18 protein-coding genes and 1 other RNA gene are annotated in these 15,994 nt (G+C 32.9%); 10 read left to right on the forward strand and 9 right to left on the reverse strand.

What is annotated here, in order from left to right:
* Positions 1-171: 171 nt before the first annotated feature.
* Positions 172-1,368: a Ger(x)C family spore germination protein gene (locus C9J31_RS01950; protein ID WP_238602054.1), complete on the reverse strand. Its 1,197-nt coding sequence runs from the start codon at positions 1,366-1,368 to the stop codon at positions 172-174.
* A gap of 320 nt (positions 1,369-1,688) precedes the next feature.
* Positions 1,689-2,321: an exosporium glycoprotein BclB-related protein gene (locus C9J31_RS01955; protein ID WP_238602055.1), complete on the reverse strand. Its 633-nt coding sequence runs from the start codon at positions 2,319-2,321 to the stop codon at positions 1,689-1,691.
* A gap of 324 nt (positions 2,322-2,645) precedes the next feature.
* On the opposite strand from C9J31_RS01955, the gene C9J31_RS01960 reads away from it, so the two are divergent.
* Positions 2,646-3,077 (forward strand): DUF1259 domain-containing protein, encoded by a 432-nt coding sequence (locus C9J31_RS01960; RefSeq protein ID WP_238602062.1) that lies wholly within the window; start codon positions 2,646-2,648, stop codon positions 3,075-3,077.
* Positions 3,078-3,244: 167 nt separating this feature from the next.
* On the opposite strand, the gene ssrS is transcribed toward C9J31_RS01960, so the two are convergent.
* Positions 3,245-3,437: non-coding RNA, 6S RNA (ssrS, locus tag C9J31_RS01965), on the reverse strand.
* A 246-nt stretch (positions 3,438-3,683) separates the two neighbouring features.
* On the opposite strand from ssrS, the gene C9J31_RS01970 reads away from it, so the two are divergent.
* On the forward strand, positions 3,684-4,022 hold the full coding sequence (locus C9J31_RS01970) for a zinc ribbon domain-containing protein YjdM (RefSeq protein WP_107925016.1): 339 nt from the start codon (positions 3,684-3,686) through the stop codon (positions 4,020-4,022).
* Between the two features lie 339 nt (positions 4,023-4,361).
* Here C9J31_RS01970 and C9J31_RS01975 read toward each other — a convergent pair whose 3' ends face one another.
* Together C9J31_RS01975 and C9J31_RS01980 are read right to left on the reverse strand one after the other, a co-directional pair.
* A complete protein-coding gene (locus C9J31_RS01975; protein ID WP_107948451.1) occupies positions 4,362-4,883 on the reverse strand; it encodes a zf-HC2 domain-containing protein in 522 nt (173 codons plus the stop codon).
* Between the two features lie 99 nt (positions 4,884-4,982).
* Positions 4,983-5,624, reverse strand: a complete 642-nt coding sequence (locus tag C9J31_RS01980) for a YfbR-like 5'-deoxynucleotidase (protein ID WP_107948449.1) — start codon at positions 5,622-5,624, stop codon at positions 4,983-4,985.
* A gap of 793 nt (positions 5,625-6,417) precedes the next feature.
* On the opposite strand from C9J31_RS01980, the gene C9J31_RS01985 reads away from it, so the two are divergent.
* From C9J31_RS01985 to C9J31_RS02015, 8 genes are all read left to right on the forward strand, one after another.
* Positions 6,418-6,882 carry a peroxiredoxin family protein gene (locus C9J31_RS01985; protein ID WP_107948447.1) on the forward strand — a complete coding sequence of 155 codons (465 nt, stop codon included), beginning with the start codon at positions 6,418-6,420 and terminating at the stop codon, positions 6,880-6,882.
* A gap of 2 nt (positions 6,883-6,884) precedes the next feature.
* The gene (locus C9J31_RS01990; RefSeq protein ID WP_107948445.1) at positions 6,885-7,304 is read left to right on the forward strand and encodes a peroxiredoxin family protein; all 420 of its coding nucleotides are present in this window, start codon (positions 6,885-6,887) and stop codon (positions 7,302-7,304) included.
* Positions 7,305-7,325: 21 nt separating this feature from the next.
* On the forward strand, positions 7,326-7,826 hold the full coding sequence (locus C9J31_RS24185; protein WP_354471936.1) for a MauE/DoxX family redox-associated membrane protein: 501 nt from the start codon (positions 7,326-7,328) through the stop codon (positions 7,824-7,826).
* Complete coding sequence (locus tag C9J31_RS01995; protein WP_107948442.1) at positions 7,823-8,302, forward strand: hypothetical protein; 480 nt, start codon at positions 7,823-7,825, stop codon at positions 8,300-8,302. Before C9J31_RS24185 ends, C9J31_RS01995 begins: the two co-directional genes overlap by 4 nt.
* Entirely contained in the window at positions 8,293-8,685 is a 393-nt protein-coding gene (locus C9J31_RS02000; protein WP_107948441.1) for a hypothetical protein, read from the forward strand. The genes C9J31_RS01995 and C9J31_RS02000 overlap by 10 nt, the downstream gene beginning before the upstream one ends.
* A gap of 40 nt (positions 8,686-8,725) precedes the next feature.
* Positions 8,726-8,884: a hypothetical protein gene (locus C9J31_RS02005; RefSeq protein ID WP_158497911.1), complete on the forward strand. Its 159-nt coding sequence runs from the start codon at positions 8,726-8,728 to the stop codon at positions 8,882-8,884.
* 77 nt (positions 8,885-8,961) lie between these two features.
* Complete coding sequence (locus C9J31_RS02010) at positions 8,962-10,773, forward strand: ABC transporter ATP-binding protein (protein WP_107948439.1); 1,812 nt, start codon at positions 8,962-8,964, stop codon at positions 10,771-10,773.
* A 233-nt stretch (positions 10,774-11,006) separates the two neighbouring features.
* Positions 11,007-11,447, forward strand: coding sequence for a hypothetical protein (locus tag C9J31_RS02015; protein WP_107948437.1), 441 nt, complete (start codon positions 11,007-11,009; stop codon positions 11,445-11,447).
* 164 nt (positions 11,448-11,611) lie between these two features.
* Here the strand turns inward: C9J31_RS02015 and C9J31_RS02020 are convergent, their stop codons facing one another.
* The 4 genes from C9J31_RS02020 to C9J31_RS02035 form a co-directional block, all read right to left on the reverse strand.
* Positions 11,612-13,450: an FtsX-like permease family protein gene (locus C9J31_RS02020; RefSeq protein ID WP_107948435.1), complete on the reverse strand. Its 1,839-nt coding sequence runs from the start codon at positions 13,448-13,450 to the stop codon at positions 11,612-11,614.
* Positions 13,440-14,201: an ABC transporter ATP-binding protein gene (locus tag C9J31_RS02025; RefSeq protein ID WP_107948433.1), complete on the reverse strand. Its 762-nt coding sequence runs from the start codon at positions 14,199-14,201 to the stop codon at positions 13,440-13,442. The genes C9J31_RS02020 and C9J31_RS02025 overlap by 11 nt, the downstream gene beginning before the upstream one ends.
* Positions 14,202-14,314: 113 nt before the next feature.
* Entirely contained in the window at positions 14,315-15,307 is a 993-nt protein-coding gene (locus C9J31_RS02030; protein WP_107948431.1) for a sensor histidine kinase, read from the reverse strand.
* Between the two features lie 41 nt (positions 15,308-15,348).
* A complete protein-coding gene (locus C9J31_RS02035; protein WP_107948429.1) occupies positions 15,349-15,993 on the reverse strand; it encodes a response regulator transcription factor in 645 nt (214 codons plus the stop codon).
* Position 15,994: the final 1 nt, after the last annotated feature.

A 15,994-nucleotide genomic window follows, 5' to 3' on the forward strand; every position in this document is an offset into this window, starting at 1 on the left:
AAAGTTTTAATGATAGACCACTTAAAAGATTGTGCTGTTAGGAATGTGCATATTTGCGCTCGATAAAACAACAACAGTAACTATTCAGGACTTTTGAAGCAAATGAATACATGGGAAAGAGTAGGTATTACAATTTAAATGAATACTGGTGTTTTTCTTTCATGACTGTAATTACTCCTTTAATTTCAAGTTTGTCATAGTACCCAATCCACTAGTATTTACATTGACTTCAACTTTTATCTCTAACTCGGGAAATATCGATGACCAATCATCTTTAATGTTTTTCCATGCTTTGTAATCTTCACGGTAAAGCACTTCCCCAAACCCTACAATATCGGCTTGATAATTTTTTTGAATGGTCATAAGCGCTTCTTCAATTTGAACCTTTATTAATTCTGCAGTTTTTTTATTAATGTACGCAATAGATTTGTTTTCGGTTAAATCTATAGCACATTCAACTTCGCCCACATTTTGATCTATATCAATTTGAACATTAATTTTAGGTGTATTATTTTTAAATTTCCCTTTAATTTTAGTGGTTGATTTTGTAATTTCTGTGGTTAACTTACCTTCTTTAGGACAAGAAATAACTTCAACAGTACTTTTTATATTATCATTTAAAAAATTAAAGCTTCTACTTTCTTCTTCTGTTAATAATCCTATTAATTTATCTTGTTTGAATATGGCTAAACCCGCATACTTCAATAACGTAGGCGTTTTAATTCTTTCTACATTGACTTTATCCATACCTAATTGTGTATCTCCCTGTATTTCAATGACAGAGAGCACGGCGCTTTTTTCTTTATTCCCAAGGATAGTTACTAAGTCTTCTATATTGACTGACACTGTGGATCCCCAAGCTTTTTCTGTTCCACCTAATGAATTTATCATTTTATTGGCAGGTATTTTTTCTATGGGTGTTAAAACATTTAATACCTCTTTTGCAGAAGACTGGTAAGATACGATGACATCAAAATCATTTCTAGTTTCAGGATCTCTTGCTAATAAATCTACTGTCTGATCGATACCCTCTGTAGCTAATTTCTCTCCGATGACAACAACTTGAAGATGTGCAAAATAAGCTTTTCTAGGTGTAACTGTTGTCAGTCTCCGTATTGCTTCAAATACAGATTTCCCTTTAGCATGGTATGTTACAACCGGTGATCGTCCACTAGAGGGTTTATTTGAAGATATTTCATCAGGAGCAACTACTTGCACAGAAACTTCGTATTCATCATCTATTTTATCCACACCAGCAGCTACTACAATAGCAAGTTCATTTAATTCTTTTTTGCTCCAGCAACCACTTAATATTAGGCTAATGAAAAGTAGTAATAAAAATGTTGAAGACTTTTTTATCTCCGCCACCTCCAACTTAACTTCGGGTACGTTATACCATTTCACTTACAAGGATAAGCAAATTAAAGAGGCACTAATCAAGTAACATATAAAAAAGCCACTCAGGTGTAGTGTGAGTGAACCCCAAGAGTTCGAACTTTAACCAGCTTTTGGGATTTACTACAAGGTGAGTGACTTCATTTTACGAATTGAGCGACCAGTACCGTTCTATAACTGGCTTAATGCACGTGATAATCGAAAACAATAAATTAGCGTATGGCTCAATCATATCTATTTAAATCAAACGCTTATTTATCGTTAGATTATAACGACAAGATTGAGAAAAAAATTTATACAATAGTAATACCTGCACTCGCACTACCTGAAATTGAGAAGTTGAGAGCTGGAGGATTTATAGTTGTTGAAATATAAAATACCATCAATAAACGATCGCCTACTGATACAGGTACAGGCTCGATATCTCCTGTTCCAAAAGTTATCGCTGGAAACGGTCCTGTAATCGGTGGTGCTAAATCAACACGTGCATTTGTCGGGGAGTAGATGTTAGTTCCGGCAGGAGCACGATAAATTTGAGCCGTAATCGTATGAGTACCAGTTAGATTAAGGTCTATAAATGAATTAAATGTCGCGGAAATCCCAGTAATATTACCATTGCGTGGAACTGAAAAGGCTTCGCTTAGAATCCCAGTTAAGTCTATCGTATTATCGCCTAATAAAGTGATACCGTTAATAGCACTACCGAATCCTATAAGGCTTGCTACCAATGTAGCGCCTTCAGCAATACCAACTACTGATGTAGTAATGCCAGAGGAAAACGGGATTATTGAACCATTGTCATTAGTACCATCGCCGCCGTCAATAGGTGTGTTTATACAGTTTATATCTATAGCCACAAAAGGTCCTAAATGATTGCATTCTCTTTGTGTTGATAAACAATTACAACTATCTTTATTTACGTACACAATTTTCCCTCCTTTCATTTTTAGGATATGTAGAAAAAAGTTAGTGAGAAGGGCAATTAACTCGATAATTTATCATTCATGTGATGTAGTTCAAAGCCGTTTTAAAGCCAAAGAGTATGATAGTCGTACATAAATAAAATCTAATATAGAAAATTAATTGGAATGGTTGGAAGGCAATAGGTATGGATAGAAAATAATTTTGATTAAAAGGTTCCAATGATACAAGTTCCCAGTATTATCAAACACTTGAGAATATATTGGTTAGTAGGAAAATTAAAGGGGGTGACTAGATTGGAACGTGATAATCATTCCCTTGATCGCAATCTGCCAGAAAACTTCTGTGGTTGTGTAGATTCGAAAAAATGTCAAGAACTTGCTAATATCATCGGTGGGGAAGTTATTACTTCAACACCGGTTTGTGTTGTACAGCGTCTTCGTGATATTAAAGCTACCATTCTTGGACGGACTACTCGATCTCCGCTCGCACTTCCGTTTGCCCTTTCTTTTGAAGGGATTGGGGCTAATACACTAAACCTCGGTGAATCTGTAGTACTTCAGGAAGAAATTAATCCATTTATGACGGAACTTCGCAAGAGAGGACTTATTGTTACAGCAGTGCATAACCATTGGCTTTTTGATAATCCTCGATTAATGTACATGCACTGGGAGAATGTCGGGAATCCAGTTCAATTTGCTAGAAACAGCTTTGAGGCTGCAGTCGCAGCAGGTTTATTTAAAAAAGGCAAGCAAAGATAGGAAATAGAGATAAACAAGACCACTCGTGCTAGTGGTCTTTTAGTATTTAGCATTCATTGCAAACAAGTTTACCTCCAATTTAATCCTATAGCCTGTTTAGGGATGAAAAAAGCACCTTAACCAATTTGGTTAAGATGCTATATAAACCTTGATGTAAATAGTTAGTATAAAAAGCCGCGTATGCCGTATGTCTTATAGAAAGTTTTAAACCACCACTCCTCAAAGTGGGTGTTCGCAGAAGTTTTCCTGCTTATCCTCATGCACCTTGGTGTGAGGCCCGTCATTCCAACTCCAATAATAAAACTCCCTTTTACAGCTTAAAGGTTAAAACTTAATATTATACGAACAATGCAGCCTTTAAGGATATAATACGGCATGATAAACGATCTTGCAAGTAAGATGGTTTTTACAAAAAAGTCAATGGGTGAGCACTAGAAATGATAGGAAATTTGAATGTAAAACGTAGTGATTACTTAATTTGCTTCATATATATTTCACAAATACGAACAAAAAATACGAACGACCTTTGCGTAAAAGTACTAAGTATGTAAAGATAGGAGCATATATAGAATTTACCTAGCAAAAAAGAAAAGGGAGGAAGCGGAAATGACAGCTTATCCAAATTGTCCGAAATGCAATTCACAATATACATATGAGGATGGATCAAACTTTGTGTGCCCGGAGTGTGCGCATGAGTGGAATACTAATTCAACAGAGCAGGAGTCAGATGCATTCATTGTGAAGGATGCCAATGGCAATCTATTAGCAGATGGCGATTCAGTAACAGTCATTAAGGACTTAAAAGTGAAGGGCAGTTCGTCGACATTAAAAATTGGTACAAAAGTAAAGAGTATTCGTCTTGTTGAAGGAGATCATAATATCGATTGCAAAATTGATGGCTTCGGCGCAATGAAATTAAAATCAGAATTCGTGAAAAAATTATAACAACCGTTAGAACAGAGTCGGGAAACCGACTCTTTTTTATTTAATTTTTTATAATACTTACAGAAGCACTATGTGTAAATAGACGTTGAGCGTTCAATGCTCAGCTTTTTATTTTTGTTTAAAAAATTTGAGCAATCACTGTAACATTTAACCAAACAGGAGGTTTACTAATGAGTAAAGGATGTCGTTAAGCAAAGCTGGATTGGATAAGAGCTGTTCCGAAAGTCAAAATAGTATGCAGGAGTACTTATTGCATACTATTTTTAATATACAGGTAAAAACCCATGTAAACCCAGTGGCTTACTTACATTGCGTTGGAAAGCGAAGCGATCTTTAACATCAGTTTTTTTTTCTAAAAAATTTGCGTAAAATGATTGCGATAGCGGAGCCGAGTAGGGCAAAGATTGTATGTAAAATAGCGATAAAGGTCGCACCAAGTAGCAATGTACCGATATCGGATAAGGAAGTCTTTGCAATGTAAAGTGGATTCATCACATTATCGATGATGGCCCATACAAAGACAGGGATAAAGCTTATAGTAAAAACAATCCAGCTATTTTTATAGAACAAATAAGTAAGGCAACCAAAAAGTGCATAGGACACAACAAAGCCAAGATGATTTCCAAGAAGTGAAGAATTCAATGCGAACATAAAGGAGAGTACAATGAATATCACATGGAAGAAGGATAGTGTTTGTTTAAAAGGTATAGAAGGCTTTGGCGCTGGCTGTGAATAGGCGAGCTGTTGACAATGCTCGCAGCACGCTATATGCTGCTCAATAAATTTTACGGTATTTGCTTGTAGTGCCTCGTTTTTATATAAAGGTAATAAATCTTCTACAGTTGAACATTCCTGTGACAAAAGCTTCCCTCCAATCAATCACTTCTATTATACGACTTTTTTCAGGAAATAAAAAAAGCCTTCCGTGAGTCAATTCTTTCGGAAAACTTGTACATGCAATTATTTTTTTGTATCTAAGACTTCATTTGTTAATGTTTGAATATCAATATGCGTTTTCTCTTGGACCGCATCCTTCAATATTTCAGTTCGGAAATAGTGAACTGTTGCTTTTAGGGGAATGGCTAAAAGTTTGGAGAGTGCCGTTTGATACATAATGACGAACTCTAAATCTGTGTTACCACGTTTTAATTCAGCGAAGGCTTCATAAAATTGATCTAATTTGTCGGCAAATTCGAGCAAGCGGCCTTCTAATGTTTCATCCTTGCCTTCCTTCATACGCTCAAAAAAGATAGCCTGAAACTCTTGAGGAATCTCATTGATAATAAATTTTTCCATCATCTTTTCTTCAACATGGGCAAGCATTTGTTTTAGCTCTGGACTTGCATGTTTTACAGGTGTCTTAATATCACCGATAAATACTTCAGCAAAATCATGATTGATGGTTTTTTCATATAACGATTTCCAATTTACCGTGGCTCCATTCATCTCTTCAAGTGTTGCAAAAAACATGGCATATTGAGAAACCTTCCACGAATGGGCTGCTACATTATGTTCCTCAAATTTGAAGCGTCCAGGACAACGAATAATGCGCTCTAGATCATTCAGACTTGTAAAAAATTGATGAATTCCTATAATAATCACTCCTTTTTGTGTTATAAGTGCATGTTACTATAATATGTTTCATTATGTCTAGGGTTAAACATTTACAACGGAATTGAGGGCAATTTTTAGAATTGGTTCCCGAAAAAGTGCCACAAACACTGAATATTTGTTTAATGGAGGTACTCGAACAAAACGATGGAGAAGATGTTATATTCTTGTTGAAAATAATGCAGCTAATCACGAATAATTAAATGCTGTAGGTGTACCAAATGAAGCAATTAATAAATTATGGTGATAAAAAACATTCTGTATTTTAGCTTTAGCTTTTAGCGACTTACGGAAAAAATGGAGGCACTAACAGACAGGCAAGTCACCTGTTTTGTTGGTGCCCCTTTTAATAGGGAATAAGGGGCTTGATTGAATCCAACGGTAGCATGGCAAAGTATTTGAGGTAAGCGAGAGCAAGCAAAAGCGTGTAGAAGTAGTGAAAAAAATAAAAGAACAGTAAGAGACATAATTAAAAAGCTAGATTTTATACATTTAAGAAGTAGTTTCAAAGATAAGACCAACCATGGAATAAATAGTAAATTATTATTGAAAATATTTACATGGTTTTGTTAAACTTAATTAGATAATAAAGGGAATGAAAGAAAAAATATGTTGCTATGTTATGTAATATTATGTAATATATGGTTATAATATGAAAAAACCTTCAAAAATATGTGTTTAAACATAAGAATAATGTTGAAATATATTTTTTAAAAAAAGTATTGTAATTTATTGGTTTTTATTGTTATAATTGGTAACAATAAGTCGGATTAAGAGGTGAATTATGATTGATGATAATTTACGTTTTCTAAAACGTTTAGAGCCGTTACAAATAGGCGATTTTCTTAAAAATGATACTATCGATTCTATTAATGATGTGAAATTATATGATTACCTAGATGATTATTTACTAGTTTTCTTCTTTAGTACGGCATGTAATGGATGTTTACCAGTTATTGAAGAGCTTAAAGATTTTATCGATAAATATCCTAATGCAAACACCCTCGTTTTATTTGATAGTCCTACAGAAAATGTAGAGTTTTTGAAGGAGTATTATAGTTATAAAACTACTGTTTATCAAATGAAGCATAGAGACATGGAAAAAGTATTTAATGTTTCTGCTACACCTAGTACTTTTTTACTAAACAGGGTAGGGCAAATATTGTTTACTGAAATGGGACATAATGGGAAGACCTTTTACCAGATAGAAAAATTATTAATGAGCATAGTATCTGAAATAGGGGTGTAATTATGAGTATTAAGAGTTTAAAACAAATGTTTATGAACCATAGAGATATACGCGAAGAAATGGACATATTAAAGATAGGTAATGTTTTCCCGTTATCCCTGGAGAATTATGAACTATCTAGAAATACAGTTGTTTGCTTTGCATCTCTATATTGTAAAATTTGTATTGATTTATTACCTGGATTAAGTAAATTTAATCAGGATTTTATCTTAATAACTGACGGAACGGAATCAGATAATGAAGAAATAATTAAAGAATTTGAATATTCATTCCCGGTGATGTCACTCCAGTATGATTCATTTCATGATTTAGTAGCTATGACACCAAGTGTGATACTCATTGATACTGATGGAATTATCCAAAAACTCAAAGAGATTGATGAAATCGGAGAGATTATTAGTTTTGTAGAAGAAAGTAGGTAATTGCTATTGAATTACTTTTCTATGATTATAAGTTTGCTGATATCAAGTACATTCATTGCGTCATTCTATATGAAGGCAAAGTCATTTCCCAGTACAAAATGCGAAATTTATTCTTACAAAATTATAAAAAATCGCCAGCTTATTAATATTTCTAGTTATTTTCTTCTAATCACAGAATTATTGATAGCTATATGTTTTGCTTTTAATTTATTTGGTTCCATAAAAATTGTTTTCTGTGGGCTCTTATTAATATTCTTTTGTTTAATTCTATTAAATAAGAGAAAAAAAGAGAAAGATATAAAAGCTAGTAGCTGCAGTTGTTTTGGAGACATGGAGTTTATGAATAAATATCCTTTATTTAGAAATTGCATTTTATTGGGGCTCTTATTAATTCAGCTTTTCTTACCAACTTATCAGTTAGACTTTAAATTGGAAGTCACTTTATTTTTACTTATCGTAATAGTAATCATTTTTTATGATTTAATTTTACAAATTAAAAAGTTGAAGGCTAATTACATATGATTGATAATTTCATAATATTGCTAATATTATTACTGATGTTATTTTTATTGTTGAGTTTAAAAGGTGTTTATTCTATCAATAAAAAAATCCATTCCAACGATATAAAAATACTAAAAAACTTCCTAAAAAATAATAATTTAAAAATAGATGACTCAAATGAGATTAAACTTGTATTTATTAATTATGAGTCTTCAGATTTCAAAAGAATGGATGATTTTCTGAGTTCTAGTGAAGTAAAATTTCATGTATTTCTAAATTCTCCTACTTGGTTATTTAAAACAAAAATAGAGAAATGGAAAAATCATAATTTGATTCATACAGAAGAAATTTTGTTTGAACATATGTATGAGTTAATAATCTATGATCCTATGAATAGTAGTTTCTCAAAACACTCGAATTTTTTAAATACTCTTGAGTGTATGGAAGCTTTAGCAGTGAATAATGAAAACTTGAAGGGAAAGAAAGTATGGATATAAATTGTCAGATATTAGTGGCTGAAAATATTGAATTTGATCCAATTGGTAAACAACATACGATTTTTAAGGTATTAAATAGAATGTCACTTCCAACATTTCCAACAGTAGCTATAACAAATGTTTACTTTAAATACCTTTTTAATGAAGAGTTTGAATTAAATTCATATGTCTGTAGTGTAAAGGTTTTAGACCCTTTAGATGAAATAGTATATGAAGCTATGTTACCTGAGTTGAAAAATTTTAGAAGTAAAGAAATGCTACCAGGAATTGATGGGATGGTTGAAATAAGATTCCCTGTTACTATTAGTGGAAATTACAAATACGTCATTTGTGCAAATAATGAAGAAATTTGCAAATATCCGTTATATATAGACAAACAATAAACTATTTATACATCAAAATCTTTAAAGGAGGTGAAAAATTATGTCGTGTGATCAAAGTAAAGTATCTTATAAAGTAATTCAAGGTTCATCATTCTGCTCAGGTGCATGTGGAACTAAGAAACTTAGATGGCAAAACTATAGATACGTTTATACAAATGGAACTGATTGTTATGGTGATGAGTACCAAGGTTGTTGCTAATTTTAAAAAAATCTTCTCTAAGTTATTTGGAGAAGATTTTTTTGTGTAGAACTTTCAAATGAAAAAGGAGGGAAGGTATGTTAAAGAAGATAATATACAATAGTAAGTTAATAACTTTTGTAACAATGAAAACAATTTCAACTATTTATAAAGTTTCTCCACTATACCTTTTAAGTAACTTATGTATAGTTGTATTAAAAGGGATCTCACCTTTAATATATATTTTTTTGACTGAAAGAACAGTTAGTTCTTTGATTAATGATCTGGAGGATTCAACTATTACTAGTACACCATTTCTGTTCATTTTATTACAGTTTGGATATTTTGTTTTAATGGAATACATAAATTATTTAAGTAAAATTATAGAATTCAGATTAAAGCAAAAAATGGAGTATTATTTTAATAACGAAATTTTCACTATGTGTGCAAGTATCCCGTTAATTTATTACGATGATTTAAATTACTATAATTCATTGCAAAGAGCTACATTAGATGTTGGAGGGACATCCTGTACATATTTACAGCAGGTACTTACCTGTATCCAATCATGTATAACTTTCACAGGATTTGTTGTTAGCCTTTATTTAATTCACTGGTCTATCGCACTTTTACTATTTTTTATAGTTATACTTTTAATTGGTATCAATTTCTATACATCAAAATCAGATTATGATCAATTTTTAAGTCAAATATTACAAAATAGAAACATTGAATATTTAGAGGAATTATTCAAATCTAAAGAGGTAGCTAAGGAATTTCGTATATTTAAACAGGAATCATACTTCATAAGAAAGTGGAAGGAACTATATTGGATAGTTGGCAACGAAAAATATAGTTTAGAGAAAAAAAATAATAGGAAACTGTTATATGTAAGCTATTTACAATTTTCTTTAAATCTTCTCTTTTTAAGTTTACTAGCGTTTTATGTTTTAACAAAGAAAATTACAATCGCTAAATTTGTGGCGTTATCACAAATGCTTTCGAGCTCATTAGGTATTAGCTATCAACTTGCATCATCAATTGGAAGAATTTATAGGGAATCTCTTACTATTAATGATTATTATGATTTCATAAAAGATGTCCCGATTGAGAAGTCAAATATAGAAAATGAAAGCTTTAATAGTGAGTTTAAGTATCTCAGTGTAAATAATATTTCTTTCTCTTATCCTAATCACGAACATCTTATTTTAAAAAATATCTCATTTGATATAACTCCTGGGAAGAAAGTGGCCATCGTCGGTAGAAATGGTTCCGGTAAAAGTACATTGGTGAAATGTTTAACAGGCCTATATACAACTAATAATGGTAAAGTTCTTTTAAATGGAGGAATTATTTGTAAAGAAGATAGAGAGAGGTATTTCAGTACAGTTTTCCAAGATTTTTTAAAGTATGAGATGTCATTATTGGAGAATATAACGTTAAATAGTGAACTAAACGAAGATATTAAGGATAGATTTAACCAAGTTATTCAAAGAACTGGAACATCCGATTTATTAAGAAAATATGATTTAGGAATATCAGATAATGTCGGTGCCACTTTGTATGGGAGAGAGCTCTCAGGAGGAGAATGGCAAAAAATCGCATTAGGTAGGGCGTTGTTTAAAGATAGTCCAATTATTATACTGGATGAACCAACTGCAGCTTTAGATCCAGTTAGTGAAGCAAAGATTATTGAAGAATTTTTAGATATCTCAATAGGGAAAACTTCAATTTTCGTTACACATCGTTTGGGAAGTTGTATAAACGCGGACGTCATTCTAGTAATGAAAGATGGCGAACTCGTTGAGCAAGGAACGCATGATGAATTAATATTATTAAATGGCGAATATACAGAACTATTTAATATGCAAGCTAAATGGTACAAACAAAAAGAATATGAATTTAACTAATTAATTATAACTATTGATATAAATACGAAAAATTATAGATTTTGATAAAATAATCAATTATACCGGAGGCACTAACAGACAGGTAAACTACCTTTTTGTTGGTGCTTCTTTTTTGGGCTCATTTCAAACAATTTAACAAAACTTTGCGTTTACAAAGGATTCACAAATATTTTTAGAACGTGTAAGATCGGATGCTATAATTAAGATGAGTCATAAAAGGGGGAGTATGCACCATGTTATCGATTTATTCACTTCTTCTCTATATACATATTTTAAGTGCCATACTTTCGATTGGGCCATTGTTTGTTGTTTTAGCAATTGTCAAAAGGATGCGTCAAGCACAGCATATAGAAATGCCACCGTATATTGAGACATTTCAAGCTGCCATTACTATTGTCAAACACGCGGGACATGTGCTAGTTGCATCTGGCATTTTGTTACTGTGGCGAGGCGGTTATCCGTGGACAACTTCATGGGTAGTGTTAACATTTCTTGTGATGCTGGGCTCAATAGTGTTTTTGGCACGCGCATTTAAACCAACTATTAGAACATTTAATACACCGTCATACAATCAGCAACAATTTGCGTCGTTGTTACATCGAAAGGCATGGATGTATATTGTATTATTGCTTATTATGCTGTGGTTAATGGTCGCAAAGCCAATACTTTGGTAAAGACCACGACAGTCTATCTTCACTATAAAAAAATTCCGACACTCCTGTAGGAAGGCGAAATAAGCGAGACTTCGAGGATGCCTGAGCATCTGTGAGGCCATGCTATTCCGGCAGGAGTGAGCGGGATTTTTTTAATGCTAAAGCTAACTAACCAACTTTATTTTTTAAACTAGCAGACGTTTAATATAGCTATTGCGAATAAATAGGTAACTAACTAAGAAAAGAGCAAAGAAGCATAGAGAACTAACCATTGAAACTTGTAAAAATGCTATTGAGAGCATTGTTCGCATAATAAATAGTGTCGTAAACAACATGACAGTTGCTATTGAAAATGGTACAAATATGAGAATGGCTAATTCTTTCGATACGACGGTCGATAATTCTTTTTTGGATAAGCCAAGCTTACGTATTCCTATATATTTTTCTTTTTCTTGAATGAGTGTCGTTTGTAGATAGAAATAAAGTATACTCATGGCGGCACTTAAGAATATTAAACTTAACATAAAGCCGATGAAGAACATCACACTTTTAACAAACATTTCCGAATCATACAAGGTGATTTTTGATGCTACATACCGTTTGTCTATGATTGTTGGAAGACTTTTAGTAATTTTATGGGCTAGGTCTATATGGTGTGTCCAATGTTCTAGCTCAAATAAATAGGTTTTGTAGACAGGATAGTCCATACTACTATAAATAGTGTCAGAAACAATGAAATACGTATATTGGAATCCTGTTGTTAATAAGTTTTGTTCATTAGTATATGCCAGGTTTAAATGATTTAGATTTTCATCTGCTATATTCGTTATTGGCGGTATACCTCGATTTCCTGCAACAGCAATAAAGTCATTTTTGTCTAGATTAATCTCTTGTTTTTGTAACAAATTATAATCAGATGCTGACATGTAGCCAATACGAGATGCTTTATCTGATTTAAAGGCTACAGCATATTTTTTTGAATCAACCGAAGCCAATTGTTTTTCTAAAAATGCAATGTCTGCTTTTACCATACTGTCATCAGCTTTAGGGTCAGCGATGTATTGAAAACTGTATGGATAATTCGCTTCACTGTCATTGGCAACATTGTAATAGGAGCTAAATAAAATGCTTGTACATAAAAATACGCCACTCAATAAAATTGTGATTAAAAAAAGCATATTTGCATGAGATTTCATTTTCGCATTCATATTGGAGATCAGTAACATATTTGTTTTTCTAATATATGTGGGTGATTTCTCGAAGACTTCTAGCAGAACACGCATACCTTGGGAAATCATTAGATACATGGACAATAAAATGCTTATAAAAAATAATGTGTAATAAAATAGGCCAAGGCTTCCTACGATTCCATGATCTATTTTTAATAAATATGTCAACGTAATGGAAATAAGGACACTGCTAAGAAGGGATAGTAAATGTGACTTGATAGGCTTTTCAATAACTGCGTCACTTTTTAATAACTGAATGGAAGCTTCCTTATTAATAAATCGTGTTACTATTTTTGAAATAACTATAAATAATAATAGAAATAAACCAACCGTTATTACTATTGCTTTAACGGGTATATACATACCGAAAGTTTCGGCTTTTAACACCACCTTCGTAGCCATTAAGAAAAGGGGTGTGATGACAAGACCGAAGATAATGGTTGCTATAATCGCCACTATGCCAATAAGAATATTCTCACGGAATACTAAAGTACGAATTTGCTTCATGGAAGCACCCGTAATCATGAAAATACCTAAAGTCCTTGTTTTCTTCTTTAAAAAAGCCATTATAGAATAAGTAATATAGATAAATGAGAATAAGTATACGAGCATGCTTGCTAATAATAATGTAATACCAAGTGTTGAGTCAGGATCTAAGCTTTTTAGGCTTGGATGAAACACAATCACTGTAAATAAGAAAAAAATGAGTATCGAGAACATGCTGCTTAGGAAATAAGATACATATGTCCATTTGTCACGTAAAATATTTTGCAATACGATATGATTAAAGCTCATGTTGGCCACCACCTAAAAACGCCAATGTATCCATAATCTCTTGATAAAATTGCTTACGATTATGCCCTCGATGAATTTCGTTATATAATTTACCATCTTTCATGAAAATAATTCGGTTAGCGAAACTTGCGACATACGGATCATGCGTCACCATTAAAATCGCCGTTTTTAAGTCGGTATTAATAGAACTAAATAAACTCATGACATCATTAACTGCCTTCGAATCAAGGTTACCAGTTGGTTCATCCGCTAACAATAAACTAGGCTCATGAATGACGGCACGAGCAATTGCCACGCGCTGCTTTTGTCCGCCTGAAATCTCATAGATACGCTTTGCTAGAAGATCCTCAATACCTAAAAATTGTGAAACGTTTTTTAAACGTTGACGCATTTTTGGGGCAGGAAGGCTATCTAAAGTTAGTGGCAGTAAAATGTTTTCTTTTACCGTTAAAGTGTGTACAAGATTAAAATCCTGGAATACAAAACCTAATTCTGAGCGACGAAATTTTGCGAGTTCTTCGTCATCTAGTGCATAAGGGTTTCTGTCATTAATAAAAATTTCTCCCGCTGTTGGTCGATCGATTGTTGATACACTATTTAAAAATGTTGTTTTGCCGCTACCCGATGGCCCCATCACTGCTACAAATTCATGATTCCCAAGGTGGAAATCTATTCCGTTTAAAGCTTTATACGTAATTTCTCCGATATATTCTTTGTGTAGATTCGTCACTTGCAATATTGAATTTTTCATCTCGAACAACTCCCTTACATCTATTGAATAGTTTAAGTATAAAAAAGGAGCCGATTTTTACCTATTTCGCTATATGACATGAACATGACAAAGTTGTCATTTGAGAAGGTTATTTACGAATATGCTTTCGCACTATTTGAAAAGTCGATAGCAAAGGTAGTTACTTGGTTCTGTGATTGTAGAGAAAAGGGATGCTCTAATGTTGTCAAAATCTTTTTAACTAGATACAAGCCAATACCTGATGCTTCGCCGTTTGTTCTTCCTTTTACCCCTGTATAAAATAGGTCAAAGACACGTGAAATTTCACTATCTAAAATGGTATTGCCACTGTTTATAATTTGTACGGAAGCATGATCATAAGTTATTTGTATCGAAGTTTCAGACTCACTATATTTAATCGCGTTATTGATGATTTGATAAAAAACAATCTTTAACCATTTTCGATCGGAATAAATTACATCACTTTCAGCAACAGTCAATTTCGGAAATACTTCTTTTGCGATAAAATAATCTTTTAAATCATTGATGACCTCTTGAACGAGTCCTTTGATTACAATAGGCTCTATTTTTAAATCAGCTACTAGGTTAGATGTACGCTCATAAGTTAGTAGTTGATTCAGCGTAAAAGTTAATTTCTCGCATTCATTATGAATTGTTTGCCAGTCATCTGATTGCCCAGTTGTTTCACATGTTCTAGATTGAATAATTAGTTGAATAACAGATAATGGCGTTTTCATTTGATGGGCGAAATGTGATAATACCAGTTGCTTTTCTTCCGCTTGTTCTTCAAGTAGTTGCTGCTGTGACAAATAAAGGTACTGCATTTGTCTGAGTTTGTGGCTATAGGCTTTTTCTATCATTGCTTGTGGTTCATATAAATGTAAATCGTTTTTAGTCAATGTGGCCTGTTGTAAATGAGCATAGAACTTTCTTCGTCGATAATAACGACCAATAAGCCAAATCATAAAAAAGAAACTAACGAGAAATATAAAATAATCATAATGCGTAGATAAATCATCAAGTGATTGGAATAACCAAGGTAACAATAAAAAACTTATGCCGTATAGAATGATGACACTTGCGTGATCGCGAAAGAAGAGTTTCATTTTGGAGCCTCCACTAGTTGGTAGCCGAGCCCACGTATCGTTTAGATTTCTAATTGAGATTGTATGGATTCGAATTTTTTGCGGAGTCGGCCAATATTAACAGATAAAGTATTTTCTTCTACAAAGTCTTCGTCATCCCAAATGGCACTTAGCAGTTTTTGACGAGGAACAACATTCGGATAAGCTTCAAATAGTAATTTACTAAGTTGCATCTCTTTTAATGTTAACAAGCTTTCGTGCTCCTCTGTGTGAAGTCGAACTGTATCAGGGTTTAATGTAGTATTTTTAATCTTTAGTGTATGTGAATCTGTGGAAGCATACTCACCATATGTTCGACGTATGAGGCCGTTCACTTTTGCCATAAATACATCTAGAGAGAATGGCTTTGTTATAAAATCGTCCGCACCATTTTCAATACCGTACACTTGATCAATATCATTGACGCGCGCCGATACAATAATAATGGGACATTTTGATAATTGGCGGATTTTCCGCGACCAAAAGTAACCATCATAGGTTGGTAGATTAATATCCATAACAACAAGGTGAGGTTGAATTTCTTGGAATTCTTCTACAATGTGATTAAATTGTTGTACCGTATGGCATGCATATTGATATTTCGATAAATGTTCTACAATAAGCTTTGAAATATTTGCATCGTCTTCTATTATGTATATTTTGTACACA

This window comes from Lysinibacillus parviboronicapiens (assembly GCF_003049605.2).
Classification (GTDB): Bacteria; Bacillota; Bacilli; order Bacillales_A; family Planococcaceae; genus Lysinibacillus; species Lysinibacillus parviboronicapiens.